The organism is Mesorhizobium mediterraneum, assembly GCF_002284565.1.
Classification (GTDB): Bacteria; Pseudomonadota; Alphaproteobacteria; order Rhizobiales; family Rhizobiaceae; genus Mesorhizobium; species Mesorhizobium mediterraneum.
The window spans coordinates 588,854-613,114 of record NZ_NPKI01000015.1 but is presented as its reverse complement, the minus strand read 5'-3'; the positions used below and the strand labels follow the sequence as shown (position 1 = coordinate 613,114).

Annotated in this window: 26 protein-coding genes; 13 read left to right on the top strand and 13 right to left on the bottom strand. The window is 63.4% G+C overall.

Features of this window, described 5'->3' with window-relative positions; genetic code table 11:
• Positions 1-93: 93 nt before the first annotated feature.
• Complete coding sequence (gene mnmE, locus CIT25_RS12390; RefSeq protein WP_095484784.1) at positions 94-1,416, bottom strand: tRNA uridine-5-carboxymethylaminomethyl(34) synthesis GTPase MnmE; 1,323 nt, start codon at positions 1,414-1,416, stop codon at positions 94-96.
• Between the two features lie 64 nt (positions 1,417-1,480).
• Between mnmE and CIT25_RS12385 the strand changes: the two genes are divergently transcribed.
• Positions 1,481-3,514 carry a thioredoxin domain-containing protein gene (locus CIT25_RS12385; protein WP_245329827.1) on the top strand — a complete coding sequence of 678 codons (2,034 nt, stop codon included), beginning with the start codon at positions 1,481-1,483 and terminating at the stop codon, positions 3,512-3,514.
• A 303-nt stretch (positions 3,515-3,817) separates the two neighbouring features.
• On the opposite strand, the gene rho is transcribed toward CIT25_RS12385, so the two are convergent.
• From rho to hemE, 3 genes are all read right to left on the bottom strand, one after another.
• Positions 3,818-5,083: a transcription termination factor Rho gene (rho, locus tag CIT25_RS12380; protein WP_095485107.1), complete on the bottom strand. Its 1,266-nt coding sequence runs from the start codon at positions 5,081-5,083 to the stop codon at positions 3,818-3,820.
• 168 nt (positions 5,084-5,251) lie between these two features.
• On the bottom strand, positions 5,252-5,791 hold the full coding sequence (hemJ, locus tag CIT25_RS12375) for a protoporphyrinogen oxidase HemJ (protein ID WP_095484782.1): 540 nt from the start codon (positions 5,789-5,791) through the stop codon (positions 5,252-5,254).
• The gene (hemE, locus tag CIT25_RS12370) at positions 5,788-6,816 is read right to left on the bottom strand and encodes a uroporphyrinogen decarboxylase (RefSeq protein ID WP_095484781.1); all 1,029 of its coding nucleotides are present in this window, start codon (positions 6,814-6,816) and stop codon (positions 5,788-5,790) included. Before hemE ends, hemJ begins: the two co-directional genes overlap by 4 nt.
• 403 nt (positions 6,817-7,219) lie before the next feature.
• On the opposite strand from hemE, the gene CIT25_RS12365 reads away from it, so the two are divergent.
• The 5 genes from CIT25_RS12365 (at position 7,220) to dnaQ (ending at position 11,100) form a co-directional block, all read left to right on the top strand.
• Positions 7,220-8,041 (top strand): pyruvate, water dikinase regulatory protein, encoded by an 822-nt coding sequence (locus CIT25_RS12365; protein ID WP_095484780.1) that lies wholly within the window; start codon positions 7,220-7,222, stop codon positions 8,039-8,041.
• Positions 8,042-8,239: 198 nt separating this feature from the next.
• A complete protein-coding gene (locus tag CIT25_RS12360) occupies positions 8,240-8,839 on the top strand; it encodes a Maf-like protein (protein ID WP_095485106.1) in 600 nt (199 codons plus the stop codon).
• Complete coding sequence (locus tag CIT25_RS12355; RefSeq protein WP_095484779.1) at positions 8,832-9,686, top strand: shikimate dehydrogenase; 855 nt, start codon at positions 8,832-8,834, stop codon at positions 9,684-9,686. The genes CIT25_RS12360 and CIT25_RS12355 overlap by 8 nt, the downstream gene beginning before the upstream one ends.
• Before the next feature lie 5 nt (positions 9,687-9,691).
• Positions 9,692-10,294 carry a dephospho-CoA kinase gene (gene coaE, locus CIT25_RS12350; RefSeq protein WP_095484778.1) on the top strand — a complete coding sequence of 201 codons (603 nt, stop codon included), beginning with the start codon at positions 9,692-9,694 and terminating at the stop codon, positions 10,292-10,294.
• Between the two features lie 86 nt (positions 10,295-10,380).
• Positions 10,381-11,100, top strand: a complete 720-nt coding sequence (gene dnaQ / locus CIT25_RS12345; RefSeq protein WP_095484777.1) for a DNA polymerase III subunit epsilon — start codon at positions 10,381-10,383, stop codon at positions 11,098-11,100.
• Between the two features lie 105 nt (positions 11,101-11,205).
• Here dnaQ and secB read toward each other — a convergent pair whose 3' ends face one another.
• Together secB and CIT25_RS12335 are read right to left on the bottom strand one after the other, a co-directional pair.
• Positions 11,206-11,706 carry a protein-export chaperone SecB gene (secB, locus tag CIT25_RS12340; RefSeq protein ID WP_095484776.1) on the bottom strand — a complete coding sequence of 167 codons (501 nt, stop codon included), beginning with the start codon at positions 11,704-11,706 and terminating at the stop codon, positions 11,206-11,208.
• Between the two features lie 139 nt (positions 11,707-11,845).
• Entirely contained in the window at positions 11,846-12,346 is a 501-nt protein-coding gene (locus CIT25_RS12335) for an FxsA family protein (protein WP_095485105.1), read from the bottom strand.
• 199 nt (positions 12,347-12,545) lie between these two features.
• Between CIT25_RS12335 and CIT25_RS12330 the strand changes: the two genes are divergently transcribed.
• From CIT25_RS12330 to CIT25_RS12315, 4 genes are read left to right on the top strand one after another with little or no spacing between them, the layout of a single operon-like run.
• The gene (locus tag CIT25_RS12330) at positions 12,546-13,250 is read left to right on the top strand and encodes a Tim44/TimA family putative adaptor protein (RefSeq protein WP_095484775.1); all 705 of its coding nucleotides are present in this window, start codon (positions 12,546-12,548) and stop codon (positions 13,248-13,250) included.
• A gap of 24 nt (positions 13,251-13,274) precedes the next feature.
• Positions 13,275-14,426, top strand: coding sequence for a murein transglycosylase A (gene mltA, locus CIT25_RS12325; protein ID WP_095484774.1), 1,152 nt, complete (start codon positions 13,275-13,277; stop codon positions 14,424-14,426).
• Entirely contained in the window at positions 14,423-14,956 is a 534-nt protein-coding gene (locus tag CIT25_RS12320) for a Smr/MutS family protein (protein WP_095484773.1), read from the top strand. The genes mltA and CIT25_RS12320 overlap by 4 nt, the downstream gene beginning before the upstream one ends.
• A gap of 10 nt (positions 14,957-14,966) precedes the next feature.
• The gene (locus tag CIT25_RS12315; RefSeq protein WP_095485104.1) at positions 14,967-15,335 is read left to right on the top strand and encodes a helix-turn-helix domain-containing protein; all 369 of its coding nucleotides are present in this window, start codon (positions 14,967-14,969) and stop codon (positions 15,333-15,335) included.
• A gap of 7 nt (positions 15,336-15,342) precedes the next feature.
• On the opposite strand, the gene CIT25_RS12310 is transcribed toward CIT25_RS12315, so the two are convergent.
• From CIT25_RS12310 to CIT25_RS12300, 3 genes are all read right to left on the bottom strand, one after another.
• Positions 15,343-15,960 (bottom strand): transglutaminase-like cysteine peptidase, encoded by a 618-nt coding sequence (locus tag CIT25_RS12310; protein WP_095484772.1) that lies wholly within the window; start codon positions 15,958-15,960, stop codon positions 15,343-15,345.
• A 171-nt stretch (positions 15,961-16,131) separates the two neighbouring features.
• Entirely contained in the window at positions 16,132-17,409 is a 1,278-nt protein-coding gene (locus CIT25_RS12305) for a polyhydroxyalkanoate depolymerase (protein WP_095484771.1), read from the bottom strand.
• A gap of 234 nt (positions 17,410-17,643) precedes the next feature.
• Positions 17,644-18,003, bottom strand: a complete 360-nt coding sequence (locus CIT25_RS12300; RefSeq protein WP_095484770.1) for a septal ring lytic transglycosylase RlpA family protein — start codon at positions 18,001-18,003, stop codon at positions 17,644-17,646.
• Positions 18,004-18,306: 303 nt separating this feature from the next.
• Between CIT25_RS12300 and CIT25_RS36840 the strand changes: the two genes are divergently transcribed.
• A complete protein-coding gene (locus CIT25_RS36840; protein ID WP_095484769.1) occupies positions 18,307-18,492 on the top strand; it encodes a hypothetical protein in 186 nt (61 codons plus the stop codon).
• A gap of 102 nt (positions 18,493-18,594) precedes the next feature.
• On the opposite strand, the gene CIT25_RS12290 is transcribed toward CIT25_RS36840, so the two are convergent.
• The 4 genes from CIT25_RS12290 to tauA form a co-directional block, all read right to left on the bottom strand.
• Complete coding sequence (locus CIT25_RS12290) at positions 18,595-18,783, bottom strand: hypothetical protein (protein WP_095485103.1); 189 nt, start codon at positions 18,781-18,783, stop codon at positions 18,595-18,597.
• Between the two features lie 17 nt (positions 18,784-18,800).
• Positions 18,801-19,673, bottom strand: a complete 873-nt coding sequence (locus CIT25_RS12285) for an ABC transporter permease subunit (protein WP_095484768.1) — start codon at positions 19,671-19,673, stop codon at positions 18,801-18,803.
• On the bottom strand, positions 19,670-20,437 hold the full coding sequence (locus tag CIT25_RS12280) for a taurine ABC transporter ATP-binding protein (protein WP_095484767.1): 768 nt from the start codon (positions 20,435-20,437) through the stop codon (positions 19,670-19,672). The genes CIT25_RS12285 and CIT25_RS12280 overlap by 4 nt, the downstream gene beginning before the upstream one ends.
• A 112-nt stretch (positions 20,438-20,549) precedes the next feature.
• Positions 20,550-21,563 carry a taurine ABC transporter substrate-binding protein gene (tauA, locus tag CIT25_RS12275; protein ID WP_095484766.1) on the bottom strand — a complete coding sequence of 338 codons (1,014 nt, stop codon included), beginning with the start codon at positions 21,561-21,563 and terminating at the stop codon, positions 20,550-20,552.
• A gap of 614 nt (positions 21,564-22,177) precedes the next feature.
• Between tauA and CIT25_RS12270 the strand changes: the two genes are divergently transcribed.
• Both CIT25_RS12270 and CIT25_RS12265 read left to right on the top strand, forming a co-directional pair.
• A complete protein-coding gene (locus CIT25_RS12270; protein WP_095484765.1) occupies positions 22,178-22,630 on the top strand; it encodes an RrF2 family transcriptional regulator in 453 nt (150 codons plus the stop codon).
• Positions 22,631-22,691: 61 nt separating this feature from the next.
• On the top strand, positions 22,692-24,041 hold the full coding sequence (locus tag CIT25_RS12265) for an FAD/NAD(P)-binding protein (protein ID WP_095484764.1): 1,350 nt from the start codon (positions 22,692-22,694) through the stop codon (positions 24,039-24,041).
• Positions 24,042-24,261 lie beyond the last annotated feature (220 nt).

Genomic DNA, 24,261 nt, shown 5'->3' with positions numbered 1-24,261 from the left:
GAATCGTTTCACGTGAAACAATGCCTTCGACGTGATCACTCAGCGTTTCACGTGAATCATCGCGAGCCTTCCCTCCCCAGTGTTTCACGTGAGTCATTTGCCGATGCAGAATTGCGAGAAGATTACGTCCAGCAAATCCTCGACATCGACCGCCCCAACGATCCGGCCAAGCCTATCAGCTGCCAGCCGCAATTCCTCGGCCCGCAGCTCTTGCCCGCGCTCATCCCCTCCCACCGCCGCAAGCAGAAAGCGTTTCGCCTCATTGAGAAGCTCGACGTGCCGCAGCCGCGACGGCAGGACATCGCCGGCCTGGCCGATTTGCGCCGCGGCGCGTTGGCCGATCTCCGCCAGCAGCTCCGCCAGCCCTGTTCCGTCCCTGGTCGAGATGACCGCGTCGTAGCGCGTTGCAAGCGATTCATCTCGCAGCAAATCGACCTTTGTCCCGATCCTCAATGTCGGGATATCGGCCGGTATTGCGCCGATCGGGACCGGGTCCACCATATCCTCCAACACGAGCAACAGATCGGCGGTTCCGGCCTTGCTCCTTGCCCTTTCGATGCCAATCGCCTCGATCCTGCCGGGCGTCTCGCGCAGGCCGGCGGTATCGGTCACTCTGACGCGCATCCCCTCCAGGTCCAGCACCACCTCGAGCAGATCGCGGGTCGTGCCGGGCTCTTCCGTGACGATCGCCGCCTCGCGCCGGGCCAGCGCATTGAACAGACTGGACTTGCCGGCATTCGGCGCGCCGAGGATGACGACCTCGAACCCGTCGCGGATGATCTCTGCGGCTCGGAAACCTTCGACATGACGCTCGATCTCGTCGATCATCGCGCGCACATCCGACCAGACCGTCTCTGCAACGGAACCGGGCACATCGTCTTCGTCGGCAAAATCGATCTCGGCTTCGATCATCGCCCGCGCATGGATGAGCCGACCCCGCCAGCCCAGATAGAGCTCGCTCTGCACGCTCTCGGCATTCTGCACGGCAAAGCGCCGCTGCGCCTCCGTCTCGGCGTTGACGAGATCGGCCAGCGCCTCGGTCTCGACCAGGTCGACCTTGCCGTTAAGAAAGGCGCGGCGGGTGAACTCGCCCGGCTCGGCATGCCTGACGCCATCGAAGCCGGCGATCGTCTCCAGCATCTTCGCCACCACGGCGCGGCCGCCATGGACATGGAATTCCGCGATATCCTCACCAGTAAAGCTGTTCGGTCCCGCGAAGAAAACGACCAGGCCGCTGTCGAGCACCGATCCGTCCGGCGCCCTGAACTTGCGATAGGCCGCAACACGGTTCTTAACCACTGGACCGGCAATCGTTTCGAAAACGAATCGACTTTGCGGACCCGAAATGCGGATCACGGCAACGCCGGCGGGCAGGCGGCCGCTCGACAGGGCAACAATGGAATCACTTGAAATCATTTGCCGACCCAGCACAACCGCCCTAGCTTCGCTTATTCATCGACAATTCGCCGAGTGCCCGACCGTGACATTACCCGCGCAAAATCTGCCCGCGCAAAATCTACTTGCCGAAGAGGCCAGCCCCTATCTGCAGCAGCATAGCGGCAACCCGGTGCATTGGCGGGCGTGGTCGCCGGCGTCGCTCGCCGAAGCAAAGGCGCTGGAGCGGCCAATCCTGCTCTCGGTCGGCTACGCCGCCTGCCACTGGTGCCATGTCATGGCGCACGAAAGCTTCGAGAATGACGACGTCGCCGCCGTCATGAACCGTCTCTTCGTCAATATCAAGGTGGATCGCGAGGAGCGGCCGGACATCGACCAGATCTATATGGCCGCGCTGTCCTCGATGGGCGAGCAGGGCGGATGGCCGCTGACCATGTTCCTGACGCCGGACGGAAAGCCATTTTGGGGCGGCACCTATTTTCCACGCGAGGCGCGTTACGGCCGTCCGGGCTTCGTCCAGGTGCTGGAGGCGGTCGACAAGGCGTGGCGGGAGAAGAAAGAAAGCGTTAACCAAAGCGCCGACGGACTGACCACGCATGTCGAGGCGCGGCTGGCGGGCACGCATGCCAAGGCCGTGCTCGACCGCGACACGCTCGCGAACCTTGCCCAAGGCATCGACGGCATGATCGACAGGGATCTCGGCGGCCTGCGCGGCGCGCCCAAATTCCCCAACGCGCCTTTCATGCAGACGCTTTGGCTGTCGTGGCTGCGCGACGGTAGCACATCGCATCGCGACGCCGTGCTGCTCAGCCTCGAAAAGATGCTGGCGGGCGGGATCTACGACCATATCGGCGGCGGGCTGAGCCGCTATTCGACCGATGCCGAGTGGCTGGTGCCGCATTTCGAAAAGATGCTCTACGACAACGCCCAGCTCATCCGGCTGTGCAATTGGGCCTATGCGGCATCGGGCAATGATTTGTTCCGGGTACGAATCGAAGAGACGATCGACTGGCTCCTGCGCGAGATGCGCGTCGATGGCAGCGCTTTCGCCGCCAGCCTCGACGCCGACAGCGAGGGCGAGGAGGGGTTGTTCTACACCTGGAGCAGGGATGAGATCGAAACCGCTCTTGGCGATGAATCAGCGTTGTTTTTCAAGCACTTCACGCTTTCCGGCCCACATGGCTGGGAGGGCAAGCCAATCATCCACCAGACCGGAGCGCAGCAAACGCAAAGCGTGGTCGATCGCGACCGGCTCACTCCGTTAAAAGAAAAATTGCTGGCAGCCCGCGAGCAGCGCGTCAGGCCCGGGCGGGACGGGAAAATCTTGACCGACTGGAACGGCCTGGTGATCGCGGCTCTCGCCGAAGCCGGGCGCGCCCTGAAACGGATCGACTGGATCGAGGCGGCGGAACAGGCCTTCGCTGCCATTGCCAGCGCCAGCCGAGACGGCCGCTTGCCGCATTCGATGCTTGGCGCAAAGAAGCTGTTCCCGGCGCTGTCGAGCGACTACGCCGCCATGGCCAACGCCGCGATCTCATTGTTCGAGGCTACCGGCACATCGAGTTACGCCGAGCTGTCCGGCCAATTCATCGCGCAGCTCGACCAATGGCATCGCGACGATGACGACACCGGCTACTATCTCACCGCATCGGACAGCAGCGACGTGCCGATCCGCATCAGGGGCGATGTCGACGAGGCAATTCCGTCGGCCACCGGCCAGATCATCGAGGCCATGGTCCGATTGTCATCGCTTTCCGGCGATCTCGAATTGCAGGACAAGACCTGGAAGGTCGCCGAGCACGCAGCCGGCCGGGCGGCGCATCAGGCCTATGGCCAGGCGGGTGTCGCCAACGCCTGCGCCTTAGCGATCGAGCCGTTGAAACTGGTGCTGGTGGACAGCCCGGAGAATCCAGGGCTTGTTCCGGTTGCGAATCGAAATCCCGACCCGCGCCGGATCGACAATGTTGTGCCGGTCGGCTCGGCAACAAACCTGCCGATGCTGCCAGGCGGCGCCCTGCCGCCAACCGACAAGCCCGGCGCCTGGCTGTGTACGGGGCAGGTCTGCCTGCCGGTGATAACGGATGCAGAGGAGCTTGAGCAGCGGTTGCGGCGCGGATAGGTGAGGTGCCAGAGACGCGGGGCAATCGTCGCAGATTTTGTATTTGCCCTCACCTGTTCCGGGTGTTTGCGCTGCCCCTCAGCTGCCTACCGGCATCCTCTCCCCGTAAACGGGGAGAGGGACACTCTCATCGGCGGTTTCGCCAATCTCCAGCGTTGCAGAAAAAGTGCCAGGGTTCCGGCCAGCCTCTTTCTCCCCGTTTACGGGGAGAAATGCCCGGCAGGGCAATGAGGGGCGGAGCCGGCATCAACGATTGGTCATCTCCAATACGTTGAGTGCCGATTCCCGGCCCCTCAACCAACCTTACGTATTCATCGAATCGAAGAAATCCGCGTTCGTCTTGGTCTGCTTGAGCTTGTCGATGAGGAACTCGATGGCGTCCGTCGTTCCCATCGGCGCCAGGATGCGGCGCAGCACGAAGATCTTCTGCAGGTCCTGGCGGGCGACCAGCAGGTCTTCCTTGCGGGTGCCGGACTTGAGGATGTCCATGGCCGGATAAATGCGCTTGTCCGCCACCTTGCGGTCGAGCACGATTTCCGAGTTGCCGGTACCCTTGAACTCTTCGAAGATGACCTCGTCCATGCGGCTGCCGGTGTCGATCAGCGCGGTGGCGATGATGGTCAGCGAGCCGCCTTCCTCGATGTTGCGGGCGGCACCGAAGAAGCGCTTCGGCCGCTGCAGCGCATTGGCGTCGACACCGCCGGTCAGCACCTTGCCGGATGACGGCACCACGGTGTTGTAGGCGCGGCCGAGGCGGGTGATCGAATCCAGCAGGATGACGACGTCGCGCCCGTGCTCGACCAGGCGCTTGGCCTTCTCGATCACCATTTCGGCGACCTGGACGTGGCGCACCGCCGGCTCGTCGAAGGTCGAGGAGACGACCTCGCCCTTCACCGAGCGCTGCATGTCGGTGACTTCCTCCGGCCGCTCGTCGATGAGCAGCACGATCAGGTAGCATTCCGGATGATTGGTGGTGATCGAATGGGCGATGTTCTGCAACAGCACCGTCTTGCCGGTGCGCGGCTGCGCCACGATCAGGGCGCGCTGGCCTTTGCCGAGCGGCGCCACCAGGTCGATAACGCGGGCCGAGATGTCCTTCGAGGTCGGAACGTCCATTTCCATCTTCAGCCGCGAGGTCGGATAAAGCGGCGTCAGATTGTCGAAATGGATCTTGTGGCGGATCTTTTCCGGGTCGTCGAAATTGATCGTGTTGACCTTGAGCAGCGCGAAATAGCGCTCGCCTTCCTTCGGGCTGCGGATCGGCCCTTCGACCGTATCGCCGGTCTTCAGCGAGAATCGCCGGATCTGCGACGGCGAAATATAGATATCGTCCGGACCCGGCAGGTAATTGGCATTGGCCGAGCGCAGGAAACCAAAACCGTCCTGCAGCACTTCGACCACGCCGTCACCGATGATCTCGATATCCTGGGTCGCCAGCCTCTTCAGGATCGCGAACATCAGCTCCTGCTTGCGCATGACGCTGGCGTTCTCGACCTCGAGCGATTCGGCATAGGCGATCAGCTCTGGCGGTTTCTTGTTCTTGAACTCTGCGAGTTTCATTTCTTGCATCATTAGACGGACTCTGAGTGAGTAAGCATTGGGAAAATATCGGCGGGATGCGACAAATGCCGGGCGCGGCCGAAGCGATGAATGGGCGGCGCATGACGGGAAGGAAGACCCGTCTTTTATCGTCGGTCGACTGAAAGAGCAAGCCGCCTTTTGCAGGTCATCAAAGCCTCAGAAAGGCTTCACGATGACCAGCACGACGATGATGATCATCAGCAATGTGGGTATCTCATTGATGATCCGCCAGTGCTTCGCGGGTTTTTCGTTACGGTCCTCCGCGAATTTACGAACCGCGCCGGCCAGATAACCATGAACGGCGGAGAGGCAAAGCACCGCAGCGATCTTGGCGTGCAGCCAGCCGCCCTGAAAACCAAAGCCTTTCCAGGCCAGCCACAGGCCGAACGCCCAGGTAATGATCATGGCCGGATTGATGATGCCGCGCAGCAGGCGCCGCTCCATCACCTTGAAGGTTTCCGACTGCACGGAGCCTTTAGCATCGGCATGATAGACCAGCAGCCGCGGCAGATAGAGCATGCCCGCCATCCACGAGATGACGGCGATGACGTGGACCGCCTTTGCCCAGGGATAGAAATCATCAGGTCCGAACACGAACAGAAGCCCGGCCAACACGAGGAAAACCGCGATCGCGATCGCAGCGCGGCGCATTGCGCCGGCACCACCTTCCACAGAGCCTTTCCCCATCATCGTCATGACGCGCTCCGCACCATTTTGACCATCGCCTCGACATGCGCGATCGGCGTTTCCGGCGTGATGCCATGGCCGAGATTGAAGATCAGCGGTCCATCGCGCAGTGCTTTCAGGATTGCGTCGACGCCGTCGGCTAGAGCCTTGCCGCCGGCCACCAGCCGCAATGGGTCGAGGTTGCCCTGTACGGCGCCGTCGCGCTGCAATTCACGCGCCGCCGTTAGAGGCACGGTCCAGTCGAGCCCCAGTCCCGTGACGCCGGTCTTCTGGCGATAGCTCCGGTAGTGGGCGCCGGCGCCCTTGGGAAAGCCGATGATCGGAACATCGGGATGAACGGCTCGCACCTGCCTGACGATCTCGGCCACGGGCTTGATGCAAAAAGCCTCGAACGAAACTTCATCGAGCACGCCGGACCACGAGTCGAAGATCTGCACCACATCAGCGCCGGCCTCGATCTGGCGGATGAGGTAGGCGGCCGAATGATCGGCAAGCACGTTCAGCAGCTGCAAGAAAGCGGCCGGCTCACGATAGGCAAACAGCCGCGCCGGGGCCTGGTCTGAGGTGCCGTGGCCGGCGATCATATAGGTCGCCACCGTCCAGGGCGCGCCGCAGAAGCCGATCAGCGTCGTTTCATCGGGCAGTTTTGCCCGCAGCCGTCTGACCGTCTCATAGACCGGTTCGAGATTCACGTGAAACGTTTCCCCGTCCAGAGCCGCAATCCCCGTGGCCGAGATCGGCGTCAGTAACGGCCCGCGCCCTTCCTCGAAGCGCACGTCGCGGCCCAGCGCATGCGGCACGACAAGGATATCGGAAAACAGGATCGATGCATCGAAGCCGAAGCGCTCGATCGGCTGCAGTGTCACCTCCACCGCGAAGTCGGGATTATAGCAGAGATCGAGGAACGATCCGGCCCGCCTGCGTGTCTCCCGATATTCCGGCAGATAGCGGCCGGCTTGCCGCATCATCCAGAGCGGCGGTGGAAACACCGCTTCGCCCTTCAACACGTCCCGCATGATCCGGTTTTCAGGCATTCGGCGCTCGCCTCTCCAGGCTTCTCTATAATTAAATATTCTATTTCTAGGAATCTTATGATTCTAAGAGTCTGTTGGTATCGGTGGTTGTCTCCTGTCCCGCTTTGCCCCGGAAAAGGCCAGCCAGCATATTGTCGCGTGCTTCTTCTGCCGGATAGGAGGGGATTGGGGACAGTTGGAAATTTCCGACTAGAGTCAATGCGTTGCCGCCAGCGCAAAGAAAATGGGCCTGTGGATAGGGCCGAGTCAAAAAAGCCCGTCCCCGGACTTGTCCCCAACCGCCCGACGAAGCCGACAGCGCATCGAATTGTGGACAAACCGGCATCTGATACAGTCGCCCCAAACCGACCGACCTTTCCGACCGACCTTATCCACATCGGCCCACAGCTTGGAACGAACCCCTGTGAACAAACCCCAGAGCTTCTTTCACCTCCACCTGATTTCCGATGCCACCGGTGAGACGCTGCTGGCGGCCGGCCGCGCGGCTTCTGCGCAATACAAGGATGCGCGCGCCATCGAGCACATCTACCCGCTCATCCGGACCGAGAAGCAGGTGACGAAAGTGTTCGAGGATATCGAGGAGGAGCCGGGCATCATCCTCTATACGGTCGTCGACCAGAAGCTCGCCCGCGGCATTGACGAACGCTGCGCCGCCATGGGCCTGCCTTGCGTCTCCGTGCTGGAACCTGTGCTGACCGTGTTCCAGTCCTATCTCGGTACACCGGCCGGCCGCCGTGTCGGCGCCCAGCATGTTCTCGACGCCGAATATTTTCGCCGCATCGACGCGCTCAACTTCACCATGGAGCATGATGACGGCCAGCTGCCGGCCAATATGGATGATGCCGACATTGTGCTCGTCGGCATTTCGCGCACCTCGAAGACGCCGACCAGCATCTATCTCGCCAATCGCGGCATCAAGACCGCCAACATCCCGATCGTGCTCGGCGTGCCGGTGCCGGAAAGCCTGGTCAACGCCACGAAGCCGCTGATCGTCGGACTGATTGCCACAGCGGAGCGCATCTCGCAGGTCCGCCAGAACCGCATCCTCGGCAATACGAGTGCCTACGAGCCGACCGACTATGTCGACCGCGCCGCGATCTCCGAGGAACTCGCCTACGCCCGCCAGATCTGCACCCGGCATGGCTGGCCGATGATAGACGTCAGCCGCCGCTCGATCGAGGAGACGGCGGCGGCCATCGTTGCCCTGCGCGGCAAGACACGGTAGGGTTCGGGCGCTTGTGCTGTGGGCGGTCCTTTCCTTCTCCCCTTGTGGGAGAAAGTGGCCGAGCGAAGCTCGGTCGGATGAGGGGTGTTCCAGCTTGGCACCGACAGCGATCCTTCCAACACCCCTCAACCGTCTTGGCGCTGCGCGCCAATCCACCTTCTCCCACAAAGGGGAGAAGGAAAGACCGGACGAAAAACCATGACCGAAAAAATCATCCTTGCCTCGGGCAGCCCGTTTCGCAAGGCGCTGCTCGTCCATGCCGGCGTGGCGGTCGAGGCGGTTCCGGCGGAAGTCGACGAGCGCGCGCTTGAGGCGCCACTAAAAGACAGCGGTATCTCGCCGGAGGACGTCGCCCTGGTGCTGGCCGAGGCCAAGGCTACCGAGGTCAGCGAGCGAAAGCCCGGCGCATTGGTGCTCGGCTGCGACCAGACCCTGTCGCTCGGCGACGAAGTGTTCCACAAGCCTGCCGACATGGAGGCCGCGCGCCGCCATCTTCTGGCGCTGTCGGGCAAGACCCATCAGCTCAACAGCGCCGTCGTGCTGGCCCGCGACGGCGCTGTCCTGTGGCGGCATGTCGGCATCGCCAGCCTGACCATGCGAAAACTCGATCCGGCCTTCATCGGCCGCCATCTGGCGCGTGTCGGCGCCAAGGCGCTGTCCAGCGTCGGCGCTTACCAGATCGAAGGCGAGGGCATCCAGCTGTTCGAAAGAATAGAGGGCGACTATTTCACCATTGTCGGCCTGCCGCTTCTGCCCGTTCTGGCCAAGCTGCGTGAGCTCGGAGCCATCGATGGCTGAGGCCGCGAAAAAGGCCTTCGTCACCGGCCACCCGGTGGCGCATTCGCGGTCGCCGAAGATCCACTCTTATTGGCTGGCGACATACGGTATCGACGGCAGCTACCGGGCCATCGACGTCGCGCCGTACGATTTTGCCGAATTCGTCAGAACGCTCGAGACGAATGGCTACCGTGGCGGCAACATCACCATCCCGCACAAGGAGGCCGCCTTCGCATTGGCGGCGCGCCGCGACGATGCGGCCGAACAGATCGGCGCGGTCAACACGCTGTGGTTCGAGGGCGGATATCTGTGGGGCGGCAACACCGACGCCCATGGCTTTGCCGCCAATCTCGACGAGCACGCGCCGGGCTGGGCAAATAATGGCCCGGCGGTGGTGCTCGGCGCCGGCGGCGCTTCCCGCGCGGTCATCCACGCGCTGATTGAGCGCGGCGTCAGCGACATGCGCATCGTCAACCGGACGCTTGCGAGGGCGCAGGAGCTGCGCGACCGTTTCGGTGCCGGGGTCTCGGCCCATGGCATGGCTGCGACCGACGAGCTGCTTGCCGATGCCGGCCTGCTGGTCAACACGTCAGCGCTCGGCATGCATGGCAATGAAGGCCTGTCCGCCGATCCAGCCAGGCTGCCGGACCATGCCATCGTCACCGACATTGTCTATGTGCCGCTGGAAACGCCGTTGCTGGCCGCGGCCAAAGCGCGGGGCCTGAAGGCGGTCGACGGGCTCGGCATGCTTTTGCACCAGGCGGTGCCCGGCTTCGAGCGCTGGTTCGGGATCAGGCCGGAGGTCACTGCCGAATTGCGGCAGATGATCGTCGCCGATCTCGGTGCCCAAGGAATTACCAAGGAGTGAAAGGCATGATCGTGCTCGGCCTCACCGGATCGATCGGCATGGGCAAGTCGACCACGGCCAAGATGTTTGCCGAGGCCGGCGTGCCAGTCCACGATTCGGACGAGGCGGTGCATCGCCTCTACACCGGCAAGGCCGCTCCGCTGGTGGAGGCGGCTTTTCCCGGAACCACCAGATCCGGCTCGGTCGATCGCACAAAGCTGGCCGAGCGGGTGCTCGGCGATGCAGCCGCGCTGAAACGGCTGGAAGCGATCATCCACCCGCTGGTCCGCGCCGACGCCGACGCCTTCTTGGCCAGGAACCGGGCCGCCGGCGCGCCGCTTGTCGTTCTCGATATCCCGCTGCTGTTCGAAACCGGCGGCCGCGACCGCGTCGACAAGGTTGTGGTCGTCACCGCCTCGGCCGAAATCCAGCGCGCCCGGGTGCTGGCGCGGCCGGGGATGAGCGAAGGGAAGCTCGCGTCGATCCTGGCCAGGCAGGTTCCCGACGCCGAAAAGCGCAAGCGCGCCGATTTCATCATCGACACCGGACAGGGTTTTGATGCGGCGCGCGTGGCGGTCGATGCGATCGTCGCCGAACTGGTCGGGGATAAGGCCGGGAAGCCTGCTTAACGACGCTTGCATCCGGCGTAATATGTTGCCAATTTGTTCCCATCATGATTCGGCTGGAATGACGCCGGAGCCAACGGACTGTTTAGATGCGCGAGATCATCTTCGATACGGAAACCACCGGCCTCGATTTCCGCGATGACCGCGTCATCGAGCTTGGCTGCATCGAGCTGGTCAATCGGTTCCCGACCGGCCGTACCTTCCACCATTACATCAATCCGCAAGGACGACCAATTCACGCGGAGGCGCAGGCGGTTCATGGCATCAGCGCCGCCGACCTCATGGGCAAGCCGACCTTCAGCGACATCGCCGACGAGTTTCTTGCCTTCATCGACGGCGCCAAGCTGGTCGCCCACAATGCCACTTTCGACATCGCCTTCCTCAATGTCGAATTCGGCCGGCTCGGCCACCCGGTCGTCGATCCCGGACTTGTCGTCGACACGCTGGCGTTGGCGCGCCGCAAGCATCCGATGGGACCGAATTCGCTGGACGCGCTCTGCCGGCGCTACGGCATCGACAATGCCCGTCGCACCAAGCACGGCGCGCTGCTCGATTCGGAGTTGCTGGCCGAGGTCTATATCGAACTCATCGGCGGCAAGCAGGCGGCGCTGATCCTCGACAGTGCCACGGCGCCCGCCGGCGGCAGGAGAAATGTCGACGATATCGACATCAGCATCGGCGCGCGGCCGATAGCGCTGCCGTCCCGTGTGACCGACGCCGAGCGCACCGCGCACGCGAGCATGGTCGGCACCTTAGGCGAAAAGGCGCTCTGGCTGCGCGTTACGCCGGAAGCGAGCTCCGCGGCATAGTGATTTTGACGGGAGCGCTCCGTCGCACTCCCCTCTGGCCTGCCGGCATCTCAAACAAAAAGCCCGGCGCGAAGCCGGGCTTTCAGAGGCTGCTCTACAATAGCTTCAGCTCGCCTTGACTTTGCCGGCGGCCTGGTCCTCGGCCAGCTTTTGCTGGAACATCTGCGCAAAATCGATCGGGTCGAGCATCAAGGGCGGGAAGCCGCCATTGCGCGTCGCCTCGGCAATGATCTGCCTGGCGAACGGGAACAAGAGCCGCGGGCATTCGATGAACAGCAGCGGCAGCATGTGCTCCTGCGGGAAGCCGCTGATGGCGAACACGCCGCCATAGACCAGCTCGACGTTGAAGAGCACTTCCTGATCGAAGGACGCCTTGGCGTTCAGCGTCAAATTGACGTCGAACTGCTTGTCCGAAAGCGGGTTGGCGTTGACATTGACGTTGATGGCGATGCCGGGGGCCTTGTCGCGGCCGCGCAGCGAGTTCGGCGCGCCGGGGCTTTCGAAGGAAAGGTCCTTCACATATTGGGCGAGCACGTTGAGCGAAGGCTGCGTCACGTCACCGTTGCCATTGGCCGCGCCGGTCGGCGCGTCGTCTTTGCTGGCCATAAGCTGTTGTCCTTTTGCCTGGGCAGCGTTGCTGACCGGATTGAAATCGGGCGTTCGCTACCATGGTCGGCATGACAAGACAAGGTTTGCCGGGCATTCGTTCCGGAGGCGTTTGCCGACCAGTCGCCCCTGAGGTGACCTAGTCGTCCTTGAGGCGGCGCCAGGGAGAAGTGTGATCCGGCCCACGCCCGTGATCGTCGCCGCGCGAATAGTCGCCGTCGTCGAGATCGATGGTCTTGTCGCGTTGCCGGGCGCGGAAACCGCCGGTGCCGAAATTGGTCGCCAGCACGATACGGCCTTTCAACAGGCGCCAGGCAAGGTCGCGGACCGGCGGCAGGAACAGCAGAATGCCGAAAATGTCTGTTATGAAGCCGGGAATGATGAGCAGGATCGCCGCCAGCACGATCATCGCGCCGTGCGCGAGCTGGCGGCTTGGATCACGTCCGGCGTCCATCTCGGCACGGACCCGGCTCATGACGCCGAAACCCTGGTATCGCAACAACAGCGCGCCGGCGATGCTCGAGGCCAGCACCAGGCCGACCGTCGCCAATGCGCCGACCTGGCGGCCGACAACGACGAAACCGGCGATCTCCAGCAGCGGAAGCGCGAGAATGAACAGGGGAAGCAGCGAAATACGCAAATCTTGACCGATCGTTTCCATGTTTTGCCGGCCGGCGAGCAATCGCCGCTGGCACTGGAGCTTGTAGATAGGTATGCCTGCCTTTAATTTGAATGATGGCACCTTGCGTTCTATATGCTTTGAATGTTGAACGCTATGCGACCGCAGCCATTGCTAGGCCGGGCGGTCCGGCCGGAGTAGGGATTGATTGGCGGAAGATATGGGATTCTTCGACTTCGGCACGATTTTCTTTCTGGTTGCGGCGGTTGTGATCTTTTTCCAGCTGCGCAACGTGCTCGGCCGCCGCACCGGCAGCGAACGCCCGCCCTTCGATCCCTATACGGCGAGCCGGACGCGCGAGGACGCCGCCCAGAAACCCGAAAATGTGGTCTCGCTGCCGCGCAAGCGGGCGCCGGGAGAGCCGGCCATCGACGCCTATGCGGCGATCGACGCCTTCGCCAAGCCTGACACCGATCTCAACTGGGGCCTGCGCACGATCAAGGACAATGATCCGGCATTCGACCCCAAGACCTTCGTCGACGGCGCCAAGATGGCCTATGAGATGATCGTCATGGCCTACGCCGATGGCGACCGCAAGACGCTGAAGAACCTGTTGTCGCGCGAGGTCTATGACGGCTTTGTCGCGGCCATCGGCGACCGTGAGGCGAAATCGGAAAAGATCCAGTCGTCTTTCGTCGGCATCGACAAGGCCGACATCGTCTCCGCCGAGATGAAGGGCGGCGAGGCGCATATCACGCTGCGCATCGTCAGCGAGCTGATTTCGGCGACGCGCGACAAGGCCGGCGCCGTCATCGACGGCGATCCCGAGACCGTCGCCGAGGTCAAGGACGTCTGGACATTCGCCCGCGACACGCGCTCGCGCGACCCGAACTGGAAGCTGGTCGCCACCGAAGAAGAAGACTGAGCCCGGACCACGGCGGGGTCTGTCGTGTCGCTTTCTCAGGCGTTCCGCGAAAAATCCTTTGACGATCTGCCCGGTTGGGACGAGGACAACCATCTGGCTGCGTTCGCGGCTTTCCGGCGTTCGGCTTTTCATGTCCTGACAAAACCCTATCGCTCCGGCGGGCTCGGCGTCGACTTCAACGCCTTCACCGACGCCTACGCTGCGGCCCGCACCGTTCCGCCAACCGACCGGGCGCAAGCCCGCGCCTTCTTCGAGCGTCATTTCATCCCGGCGCACATAAGGGCCGAAGGCAGCGGCGCCGGCCTCGTCACCGGCTTCTATGAACCCGTGGTCGACGCCTCACCGGTGCGAACCGAGCGCTTTACGGTGCCGCTGCTGTCGCGCCCGGCCGATCTCGTCGACATCGACGACGTCAACCGGCCGCCCGGCATCGACCTTTATCTCGCCTTCGGCCGCGAGACGCCGAACGGACCGGTCGAGTACTTTGACCGCGGCGAGATCGAGCGCGGCGCGCTTGCTGGCGAAGGTTTGGCCGGCAAAAGCCTGGCCGGCAAGGGGTTGGAAATCGCCTGGCTCGCCGACAAGGTCGACGCCTTCTTCATCCATGTGCAGGGTTCTGCGCGGCTCACCATGACCGACGGCCGGCTTTGCCGCGTCACCTATGCCGCCAAATCCGGCCAGCGCTTTACCGGACCGGGCATGATCCTGAGTGAGCTAGGCGAAATCCCGCTGCAAGCGGTGACCATGCAGTCGATCCGTGCCTGGTTCAAGGCGCATCCGGATCGCATCGACGAGATACTGTGGCGCAACCGCTCCTATATTTTTTTCCGCGAGATTTCCCTCAGCGAGGCGGGGGTCGACGACCCGGAACTCGGGCCGATCGCTGCCGCCAAGGTGCCGCTGACGCCGGGCCGCTCCGTCGCCGTCGACCGGCTGCTCCATACGTTCGGCACGCCGTTCTACATCGACGCGCCCTCGCTGACCGCCTTCGATAGAAAGCCGTTCCGGCGGCTGATGATCGCGCAGGACACCGGCTCGGCCATCACCGGGCCGGCCCGTGGCGACCTGTTCGCCGGAACGGGCGACGCGGCCGGCGAGATCGCCGGTGTCGTCCGCAATCCTGCCGATTTCTACGCGCTGATACCGCGTCCGCTTGTTCGGGAGGCGGGGCGATGACCCGACGCATCGACAGGCTGAGCGAGGACGACCGGGTGCTGTGGAACCTGGTGGCGCGCACGGCCAAGCCGCTGAAGGGCAAGTCCGCCATCGACAGTCCCGACATCGGCCCGGACAACGGTGATGACACGAAGCCACCGCCGCGTGCCCAGGCCATGGCTCCGGCCGCGGCCACGAAAGCAAAGACGCAGCACGTTTCACATGCGCTCGACGAACCGACGCTGGAAAAACTGTCGAAGGGCCGGCTGCCGATCGAAGGCCGCGTCGATCTGCATGGCCTGACCCAGGACGAGGCCTATTCGCTATTGTTTTCCTTTCTGCACCGGGCGCATGCCGGCGGCATCCGCTATGTGCTGGTCATCACCGGCAAAGGCTCCTCGTCGGGCGGCGACGGCGTCTTGCGGCGCGCCGTGCCGGCCTGGCTGTCGACACCCGCATTCAGGCCGCTCGTCTCCAGCCACGACCATGCCGCCCGCAACCATGGCGGCTCCGGCGCGCTCTATGTCCGCCTGCGGCGGGCGCGCCTATGAGGACGAACTTGTGACCCCGTTCGGCGAAAAGCTTCGCGCGTTGCGAAGCGAGCGCGGCGTCAGTCAAAAGGCCATGGCCGAGGCGATCGGCGTCAGCGCCGCCTATCTGTCGGCGCTGGAGCATGGCCGTCGCGGCGCGCCGACCTGGACGCTGATCCAGAAGATCATCGGCTATTTCAACGTCATATGGGACGATGCGGAAGAACTCGCGCGGCTGGCCGAGACCTCGCACCCGCGGGTGAAGCTCGACACGTCAGGCCTAAGCCCCGCTGCCACCGAGCTTGCCAATCTGCTGGCCGAGAACATCGAAAAACTCGACGAAGCCGAGCTTCGCCGCATCACCGCATCGATCCGCGCCGCTTTGAAGCAGCCGAAGTGATCGCCTGCTACTGGACCGCGCCGACCAGAACTTGCTGGCCATCACGGATCGAGACCCAGCGGCCGGTATTGTCGATCGCCTGCCGCTTGAGGAAGCGGTAGCCGGTCCGGTCCCACGCGCGGACCTTTCCGTCCAGATTGTCGAGGATGTAGTCGCCCTTGCTCGTGCGCACCGTCAGCACTGCATGGCCCTCGCCGTCGGGCTTGCGCACCACGGTCATCAGAAGATCGGCGTAAGACACGCCCATGCGGTTCAATTCGCGGCGCTTCTCCAGGACATAGTCCTCACAGTCGCCGACACCCTTGGCCGGATAGGCCCAGACCTCGTCCTTGCCGTAGATGTCGAAGTCGCTTATCGGCTTGACGGCGGCGTTGACCCTGGCGTTGACGCTGAGCATCTTGCGCCAGAGCGAGCCGGTCATGGTGGCGGGGGCGAGATTGCCCGGGCGGATTGAGCATTCGGCCGGATTGGTCTTGCAGAAATCGTAATGGCCGATCGGCTGCGATGTCGGGCCGCCGGTTGCCATTGGTCCGGCCGCCGAAGCCGCCGTCGACCAGCCTGCCGCAAGTGCCAGCCCTGCGAGTGCGCACACGCGCACCTTTCTCGCCATTGGTGAGGAAATCATTGTCCCCCTCGTCCCTTGTTGTTAACGAAACGTTAAGGGCGATTCACAGTCCCGTCAATTATACGAACGGCCAGATTTGCGACATGGTTACCGGCACGGCCGAAAACGCGGCTATTGTGCAACAGGTAGATTTGAGCGGCTGCTACCATCCGGGCCTCATAAGGTGCATTCTTACTTTTTGGCGGTGCGGACCAGCTTCGGCTTCACTGCAACGCGGGTCTGGCGGCCATAGCTGGTGATGAAGTCGACGATGCGCGGCACGATTTCGGAGCGGAAGCGCGAGCCGTTGAAGACGCCGTAATGGCCGACCGCCGGCTGCATGTAGTGAGCGTGCCTGTCCGCGGGGATGTTGACGCAGAGGTCGTGTGCGGCCTGGGTCTGGCCGAGGCCGGAAATGTCGTCGTTCTCGCCCTCGACGGTGAACAGGGCGACATTGCGGATCGCTGAGGGATCGATGGCCACGCCGCGATGCGTCATTTCGCCCTTGGGCAGAGCGTGGCGGACAAACACGGTGTCGACGGTCTGCAGGTAGAACTCCGCCGTCAGATCCATCACCGCCATATATTCGTCGTAAAAGTCGCGGTGCTTCTCGGCATTGTCGCCATCATGCTTCACCAGATGCATGAAGAAGTCCTTGTGGGCGATGATGTGGCGGTCGAGATTCATGCTCATGAAGCCCGAAAGCTGCAGGAAGCCGGGATATACCTCACGGCCGAAGCCCGGCACCGGCCACGGCGCCTGCATGACGACGTTGTCGCGGAACCAGTCGATGCCCTTTTCCTCGGCCAGAAGATTGACCGCGGTCGGATTGCGGCGGGTGTCGATCGGCCCGCCCATCAGCGTCATTGTCGAAGGAACGAACGGGTCGCCGCGCGTTTCCATCAGCGCCACAGCCGCCAGCACCGGCACCGAAGGCTGGCATACCGCCATGACATGGGTATCGGGGCCTAGCGCGTGCAGCATGTCTATGATGTAGTCGATGTAGTCGTCGAGGTCGAAGCTGCCATCGCTGAGCGGCACCATGCGGGCGTCCACCCAGTCGGTGATGTGCACGTCGGCATGGGGCAGCATCGCCTCGACCGTGCCGCGCAGCAGCGTCGCATAATGGCCCGACATCGGCGCCACTATCAGCAGCTTCGGATCGGGCCGGCGGCCGGCGGGAACCGCCCGCTCGAAGCGGAGCAGATTGCAGAACGGCCGCGACCACACCGTCTTTTCGGTGACGTCGACGCTTTTCCAGTCGACCACGGTTTTGGTCAGGCCGAATTGCGGCTTGCTGTAGCGGCGCGTCGTGCGCTCGAACAATTCGGCCGTTGCCGCGACCGAGCGGCCCCAGGACGTGTGCGTGAATGGATTCAGCGGATTGGTGTAGAGCATCCGCACCGCATCGGCATAGAGGCGGGCTGGTTGCACGGCGGCGTGGTTCAATTCGTAGAACTGGTAGAACATCGAGAACCCCGCTGCTGCGACCGAAGGGACGACAGCAGTGCCGAGCCTTGAATCTCTCGCGGGGAAGTTAACAACAAACTGCTGCGATGCAATACGTCATGTGCCGTGATTTATGCTCATACTTTCGTTTAAGGTGTTGAAATCCGGCTTTGAACGGCGGGAGCCGGCTTATTGTGCGACTGCGAAGGCGTAACGAGGCAAGGCGTGTCCGGCGCTGGCCGGACACAAGAAGCATCACACGCGGTCGGTGCACACGGAAGTATGGCCCGAACTGATGAAGCCGAGCCGCCTGGCGGCGCCCTTCGACAGGTCGATCACGCGCCCCTTGATGAACGGGCCACGGTCGTTGATGCGCACGACGACGCTGCGGCCATTGTTGCGGTTGGTGACCTTCAGCTTGGTGCCAAAAGGCAAGGTGCGGTGCGCCGCGGTCAGCGCCGACGGGTTCATCCGCTCGCCCGAAGCGGTCTTCGAGTGCAGCGCGTACCAGGAGGCGCGGCCGCATTGAGCGGCGGCAGGGGAGGTGGATGCGCCGACCATGAGGCCAGCCGCGATCGTCGCCGCGACAAGCGCAGTCTGTTTGTTTTTGTTCATGTTTGGGAATGTCTCCGTTGACAGACCCAAGCCGTTGGAGGCGAATAAGGCAGGAAATGCGGCAAAGGCCCGGCAGTTCCGTGGCAGCGGCACACGTTTGGAGTCGGCGCGAAACAGTCTGTCAGAGTTTTCTGCTGGCTGGTTGCGAGTCTTCGATGATCTTCGCGCTGATCTTCGAGATGTCGTCATCAAGATCAGACGTTAAGATGCAAGGTCAGGTGAGCGCGATAGGGTCGCTTCCTTTCGCTCTTGCATCACGGTCATGGCGCAATTGACGATCGACTTGGGAAGGAAATTCCGGCGATGAGATTGATCAAGAATCTGCTGGCGTTGTTGGTGCTCGCCATTGGTGCGCTCTGGTCGCTGCAAGGCATCGGCCTCGTCGGCGGCAGCTTCATGACCGGCCAGTCGCAATGGCTCTATATCGGCATCGTCGCCATGCTGGTCGGGCTGGTGGGATTGGTGTGGGCGAACCGTTCGCGCGGTTGACCCAATGCATGGCGTTCAGAGCAAGCCTTGGGCTTGGACCGGGGTGCGCAGCGGTTTGTTGCAGGGACCAGACCAGATGGCGCGGGAGCCGGGTCGCGCTATTCACTGTGACCAATACTGCCAGGCCCAGTAGAAGCTTTCGTCGCGCGGCGGCAGGCGGCTGCGCCCGGCGTCCAATTGGACGGGGACTGGCGATCTGGGCTCGTCCTCGGCCGCCTGACTGTCCCTGGCCTGGATCAGGCGAAGCCGGCTGCCAAGAAAGGCAAACAGCGTTGCGGTGGAATGGTCCATCACTGTCTCTCCTTTGTTCACTCCCGTCCTGCCCATGGAACGAGCGCGCGCTCGAGCCTGCGAATGATGAATTCGAGCACGAAGGCGATGGCAGCGATCACCAGGATGCCCATCACCACCACGTCGGTGACGAGGAACTGGGCGGCCGACTGGATCATGAAGCCAAGCCCGCGCGTCGCCGCCACCAGCTCGGCGGCGACCAAGGTCGACCAGCCGGCGCCAAGCGCGATGCGCAGGCCGGTCAGGATCGAGGGCAGGGCGCTGGGCAGGATCACATGCCGTATGACCTGCGCCCGCGTCGCGCCAAGCGAACGGGCCGCGTTGACGCGTTCCTGCGAGACGCCGCGAACGCCCGAAGCCGTCGACAGCGCGACCGGCGCCAGCATGGCGATGGCGATCACCAGGATCTTTGACGGCTCGCCGATGCCGAACCAGATGATGACCAGCGGCAGATAGGCGAGCGGCGGGATCGGCCGCAGGAATTCCAGCAGCGGATCGAAGATACCGCGACCTATCACGCTGGTGCCGATGGCCAACCCGACGGGGACGCCGACGATGACGGCCGCGACCAGCGCCGCGAACACGCGGCCCAGGCTGGCGACGATATGCTGGACGAGCGTCGCGTCCACAAAACCGTCGCGGACGACGGCAATGAATTTGATCCAGACGGCGGCAGGCGACGGTAGAAAGACCGGCGACACAAGTTGCAGGCGAGCCGACAGCGCCCATGCCGCCAGCACCGCCAGAATGGTGACAGCGCTGACCACGCGCGCCGAAACCCGGCCCCGTTTTGGCCGCGGCCGCGACCACGGCACCGACAAGGCGTCGGTCTCGTCGGCCTTGGCGCCGGTATTGGCAATTGGCCGTTCCGTGTAGGAGGAGACGGTCATGCCGCCTCTCCCTCGAAGATCGCGTCGGTCAGCTCGCCGCGGGACGCCGCGAAGGCCGGATCGGCCTTGATGGCGCGGATGGGCTCGCCGGCCGCATAGCGCCGGCTGAAGCCGGTTTCGAACGTCCGCACCACCCGGCCCGGCCCGGGCGCCAGCACCACGATGCGGGTGGCGAGCACCAGCGCTTCCTCTATGCCATGCGTGACCATCAGCACGCCGACATGGCTTGCGGTCCACAGATCGAGCAGCGTCGTCTGCATGCGCTCGCGCGTCAGCGCGTCGAGCGCGCCCAGCGGCTCGTCGAGCAGCAGGAATTGCGGTTCGGCGGCGAGTGCCCGGGCCAGCCCGACGCGCTGGCGCATGCCGCCGGAAAGCTCCCAGATATGCTTGTCGCCGGCGCCGTCGAGCTTCACCAGCCTGAGCAGCTCGTCGGCGCGCCGTGTCCGCTCAGCTGGCAGTGCGCCGCGCAGCCTGAGAGCAAAGGCGACATTCTCCCGTGCGGTCAGCCACGGAAACAGCGCGTCGTTCTGGAACACGACGGCCCGGTCCGAGCCGGGCGCGGTGATCGGCCTGCCGCCGATCGTGGCGCTGCCGCGCACCGGCTCGACCAGGCCGGCGGCAACATTGAGCAGCGAGGTCTTGCCGCAGCCGGAGCGGCCGACCAGAACGACGAAGTCGTGCTTGGCGACATCGATCGACACGCGCTCGACGGCCGGCTGGCCGTCATAATGGACAGAGACTTTGTCGAGCACGAGATGCGTCATGTGGCCTCGCAGAATCTTTGAGAGAATCCGCCTGCCCCGAAGCCGCTCCTCGTCAGCGGTTCGGGGCAGACAGCACGCGGCGTCAGGGAAGGAGAACCGCGCGCGTTTGGCGTCAGTTCGAAGCCAGCGCCTCGCTGACATATTTCGACGATATGTATTTCGAGTAATCCGGCAGCACGGCGTCGACCTTGCCCTGCTCCTTGAGGAAGGCCGATGTCGCCTCCACAGCCTTGACCGTGCCGCCGCCGAGGAACTTGTCCGAGGCCTGCTCTCCGAGCGTCGGGAAGACATAGCCCTTGAGCAGCAGCGGCACGTCGTCCAGCTTGGCGCCGGTGAGCTTGGCGATCTTTGCCGCTTGTGGCGACGACACCGACCATGCGTCCGGCTTGGCCAGGAACTCGGCGTAGGCCGCACCCGTCACCTTGACGAAGTCGCGCACCGCTTCCGGATTCTTCTCGGCGAAATCGGTGCGCACGATCCAGGCGTCGAAGGTCGGCGCGCCCCAGGCGGCGACCTGTGAGGAGTCCACCACAACCTTGCCGGACGTCTTGATCTGGCCGAGCGCCGGATCCCAGACATAGGCCGCGTCGATGTCGCCGCGCGCCCAGGCCGCCGCGATCTCCGGCGGCCTGAGATTGAGGATTTCGACCGACTTCGGATCGACGCCCTCATGCTTCAGCGCGGCAAGCAGGCTGTAATGCGTCGTCGAGACGAAAGGCACGGCCACTTTCTTGCCGGCGAGGTCGGCGACCTTTTCGATGCTGGCGCCGTTACGGGCGACAAGGGCCTCGGATTCGCCGATCAGGCCGACGATGAAAATGGTCTGGATCGGAAGCTCACGGCTGGCCGCGGCAGCCAGCGGGCTCGACCCGACATAGCCGATGTCGACCGAACCGGAAGCGACGGCGGCGATCACATCGGCGCCGGAGTCGAATTTCCGCCAGTCGATGGCCGCCTTGGTCGTGCTCTCGTAGACGCCGTCTGCCTGCGGCACTTTCGAGGGCTCGACCACCGTCTGGTAGCCGATGGTGATCTTGAGGTCTTGCGCCTGGGCCGGGCCGAGGAAGGCGGCGCCCGCAAGGGCTGCCGACGACAGGAGAACGATGCGTCGTGAAATGGTGGACATGAAAGGCTCCTTGAAAAGAGAAAACCGGACTGGCCTGCATAGTCAGGTATTTCTATCGTTCTTGTAGAGTTAAATCCTTCCAACGGCGGCGGGGTTGGTGGAAAAAAGCTGTCGGCGACGGGCTGGCGAGCGGATAGAGCGGCTGCGGCGGGGTCGTTGCTACAGGTGGCACTAAAACCTTGGAGCTTGGTCGAAGCCATTACGGTGCTGGGTGCGACCGGCAGTAATCGGGGTGAACTTCAATTCCCGATCCAGCGCCAGTCCGGTAAATCCATACTTCAAACAAGCGATAAATTGGAACCTCATTCCCTGTCTTCGCGAGTAACTATAGTATTCTTATCGACTTAGGGAGTTGACGAGATGAGCGACCATACCCACCGTGCTCCGGCGATCGCTCGTGGCATCGGCCCACATGCTCCGTGTCCTCGGCGTCACAAGCCTGGCCCAAAATCGCTGCCACGGCTTGAAAACCAAGCAAAATCAACAGCAACTGGCTTGTATATCATGTCACTAGAAATTATGTGTCATACAAGCTTGGCCGCGGTGGGGACCCACGCCAGGCGTTTCACAACCGGTGGCCCTGCGCCATCGCACGACAGAGAAACGTTCGGTCTATGCTCACAAAAAAGGGCAAGTACGGCCTCAAGGCGCTCGTGCATCTTGCACGGCTGCCGGTTGGACAGCTCGCCTTCGTCGGCGATATCGCCACCGGAAACAACATTCCGAAGAAGTTTCTCGACGCCATCCTCGGCGAATTGCGCAATGCCGGTTTCGTCCAGAGCCGCAAGGGCAAGGAGGGCGGCTATCGCTTGGCGCGGCCGGCGGATGAAATCAAGATCGGCCATGTCGTGCGCGTGCTCGACGGGCCGCTGGCCCCCATTCCCTGCGCCAGCCGCACCCGGTATCAGCGCTGTGAAGACTGTAACGAGGCGACATGCCAAGTCCGACACCTGATGCTGGAGGTCCGGCAAGCGATCGCCGAGGTGCTGGATCAGCGCAGCCTCGCCGAGATGCGCGATATCGCCAGCGACGAAGACCTTTCGGTTGCGTTGGAAATCCAGGCCTGAGCCAACAAAGCCTGAACCAGCAACGCTGGAACCATTGGCTCCTGAGGCAATTGGTGCGCGCATGACCAGTCGCGCAAATTCGATCATCCCAAATTCGATCATTATCGTCGGTGGCGGCGCCAGCGGCGTCGTCCTTGCCGCGCATCTGTTGAAGTCGCCCAATCCCGATCTCCGCGTCACGCTGATCGAAAAGCGCCCGCATTTCGGCCAGGGCATCGCCTATTCCACGCTGCTGTCGGCGCATGTGCTGAATGTCAGCGCGGCCGGCATGAGCGCCTATGCCGACGACCCCGGCAATTTCTGGCGCTGGCTGCTCGAACGCGGCCTGGCAACCCCGGAGCAGGCGCCGGTCTACGCGCCGCGCAGTGTCTATGCCCGCTATCTGAAGGAGCTGCTGGACGAGCTTGAGGCCCGCGAGACGGGGCGCCTTCGCCTGATCCGCGAGGAGAGCCTGTCGATCTCGCCGACCGCATCCGGGGTCGAGGTGGCGCTGGCCAACGGCACCAGCGTCGTCGCCCACCTTGCCGTGCTGGCGACCGGACATGACGAGGAGCCGGGCGCCGGCCAGGGCCACGCGATCAGGATGGGATCGGAAGCCGACACCGCGCTGGACCCCGAGGCCCGAGTCCTGGTGCTGGGCACTGGCTTGAGCATGGTCGATGCGTTCCTGTCGCTCGAACAGCGCGGCCATCGCGGCGATATCGTCGCGGTGTCACGGCGCGGCCTGCTGCCTTCGCCGCACCGCAAGGGCAACCCGATCAAGCTCGACGTTGCCGATATTCCGCTCGGCACCCAGCTCTCCTATTTCGTCGGGTGGTTCCGCGACCTGATCCGGGAAAACCAGAAAGCCGGCATCGACTGGCGCGATGTCGTCGATGGTCTGAGGCCCTTCAACCAGAAAATCTGGCAGAACTGGCCGTCCTCGGCCAAGCGCCGCTTTGTCGAGCACACCAAGGCATGGTGGGACATCCACCGCCATCGCATGGCGCCGGAAGTCTACGGCCGTGTCACCGAGGCGGTTCAAAAGGGACGCATCCGGCTTGTCGCCGGGCGCGTCGTCGACATCACGGCGGGCGACGAATTCACAGTGCAGGTCCAGTCCCGCCACACGCAGCGTCTCGAAACGTTCGAAATCGCCCGCATCTACGATTGCAGCGGCATCGCCAGGGACATCTCGACCACCTCGAACAGCGTGGTGCGGTCGCTGGTCGACCGCGGGCTGGCCCGGCCGGATCCGCTGCGCCTTGGCCTCGACGTATCAGACAATTGCGAGGTCATCGCCGGCGACGGCACTGTATCGGCCAAGATACTGGCGGTCGGGCCACTGACACGCGGCACCTTCTTCGAGATCGACGCCATTCCAGATATTCGCGTCCAATGCGCGCGGCTGGGGAAGCGGTTGCTGGGTTAGGGCTGTGGGTCGGCGCTCTACGGCGCCCCCCTCTGGCCTGCCGGACATCTCCCCCACAAGGAGGGAGATCGGCAGCTTCGCTGACCGCGCCATTCTTTCAACGTTTGAGATTGGCGAAACCCATTGCGACATCCAATCTCCCCCTCGTGGGGGAGATGGCCGGCAGGCCAGAGGGGGGCGCTGTCCTGGAGCCTTTTGCGAGCGGCCCACACCTCCAGCC

Excerpts from the sequence above, each read along its gene's own strand:
- CIT25_RS12285 (WP_095484768.1), bottom strand. The coding sequence starts at position 19,673 with ATGACCGTCTCCTCCTACACGGAACGGCCAATTGCCAATACCGGCGCC.
- CIT25_RS12305 (WP_095484771.1), bottom strand. The coding sequence starts at position 17,409 with ATGTTCTACCAGTTCTACGAATTGAACCACGCCGCCGTGCAACCAGCC.
- hemE (WP_095484781.1), bottom strand. The coding sequence starts at position 6,816 with ATGCCTGAAAACCGGATCATGCGGGACGTGTTGAAGGGCGAAGCGGTG.
- CIT25_RS12280 (WP_095484767.1), bottom strand. The coding sequence starts at position 20,437 with ATGACGCATCTCGTGCTCGACAAAGTCTCTGTCCATTATGACGGCCAG.
- CIT25_RS12355 (WP_095484779.1), top strand. The coding sequence starts at position 8,832 with ATGGCTGAGGCCGCGAAAAAGGCCTTCGTCACCGGCCACCCGGTGGCG.
- rho (WP_095485107.1), bottom strand. The coding sequence starts at position 5,083 with ATGCAAGAAATGAAACTCGCAGAGTTCAAGAACAAGAAACCGCCAGAG.
- CIT25_RS12290 (WP_095485103.1), bottom strand. The coding sequence starts at position 18,783 with ATGGACCATTCCACCGCAACGCTGTTTGCCTTTCTTGGCAGCCGGCTT.
- CIT25_RS12330 (WP_095484775.1), top strand. The coding sequence starts at position 12,546 with ATGGGATTCTTCGACTTCGGCACGATTTTCTTTCTGGTTGCGGCGGTT.
- CIT25_RS12265 (WP_095484764.1), top strand. The coding sequence starts at position 22,692 with ATGACCAGTCGCGCAAATTCGATCATCCCAAATTCGATCATTATCGTC.
- CIT25_RS36840 (WP_095484769.1), top strand. The coding sequence starts at position 18,307 with ATGAGATTGATCAAGAATCTGCTGGCGTTGTTGGTGCTCGCCATTGGT.
- CIT25_RS12360 (WP_095485106.1), top strand. The coding sequence starts at position 8,240 with ATGACCGAAAAAATCATCCTTGCCTCGGGCAGCCCGTTTCGCAAGGCG.
- dnaQ (WP_095484777.1), top strand. The coding sequence starts at position 10,381 with ATGCGCGAGATCATCTTCGATACGGAAACCACCGGCCTCGATTTCCGC.
- CIT25_RS12300 (WP_095484770.1), bottom strand. The coding sequence starts at position 18,003 with ATGAACAAAAACAAACAGACTGCGCTTGTCGCGGCGACGATCGCGGCT.
- CIT25_RS12270 (WP_095484765.1), top strand. The coding sequence starts at position 22,178 with ATGCTCACAAAAAAGGGCAAGTACGGCCTCAAGGCGCTCGTGCATCTT.
- CIT25_RS12320 (WP_095484773.1), top strand. The coding sequence starts at position 14,423 with ATGACCCGACGCATCGACAGGCTGAGCGAGGACGACCGGGTGCTGTGG.
- mnmE (WP_095484784.1), bottom strand. The coding sequence starts at position 1,416 with ATGATTTCAAGTGATTCCATTGTTGCCCTGTCGAGCGGCCGCCTGCCC.
- tauA (WP_095484766.1), bottom strand. The coding sequence starts at position 21,563 with ATGTCCACCATTTCACGACGCATCGTTCTCCTGTCGTCGGCAGCCCTT.
- hemJ (WP_095484782.1), bottom strand. The coding sequence starts at position 5,791 with ATGACGATGATGGGGAAAGGCTCTGTGGAAGGTGGTGCCGGCGCAATG.
- CIT25_RS12310 (WP_095484772.1), bottom strand. The coding sequence starts at position 15,960 with ATGATTTCCTCACCAATGGCGAGAAAGGTGCGCGTGTGCGCACTCGCA.
- secB (WP_095484776.1), bottom strand. The coding sequence starts at position 11,706 with ATGGCCAGCAAAGACGACGCGCCGACCGGCGCGGCCAATGGCAACGGT.
- coaE (WP_095484778.1), top strand. The coding sequence starts at position 9,692 with ATGATCGTGCTCGGCCTCACCGGATCGATCGGCATGGGCAAGTCGACC.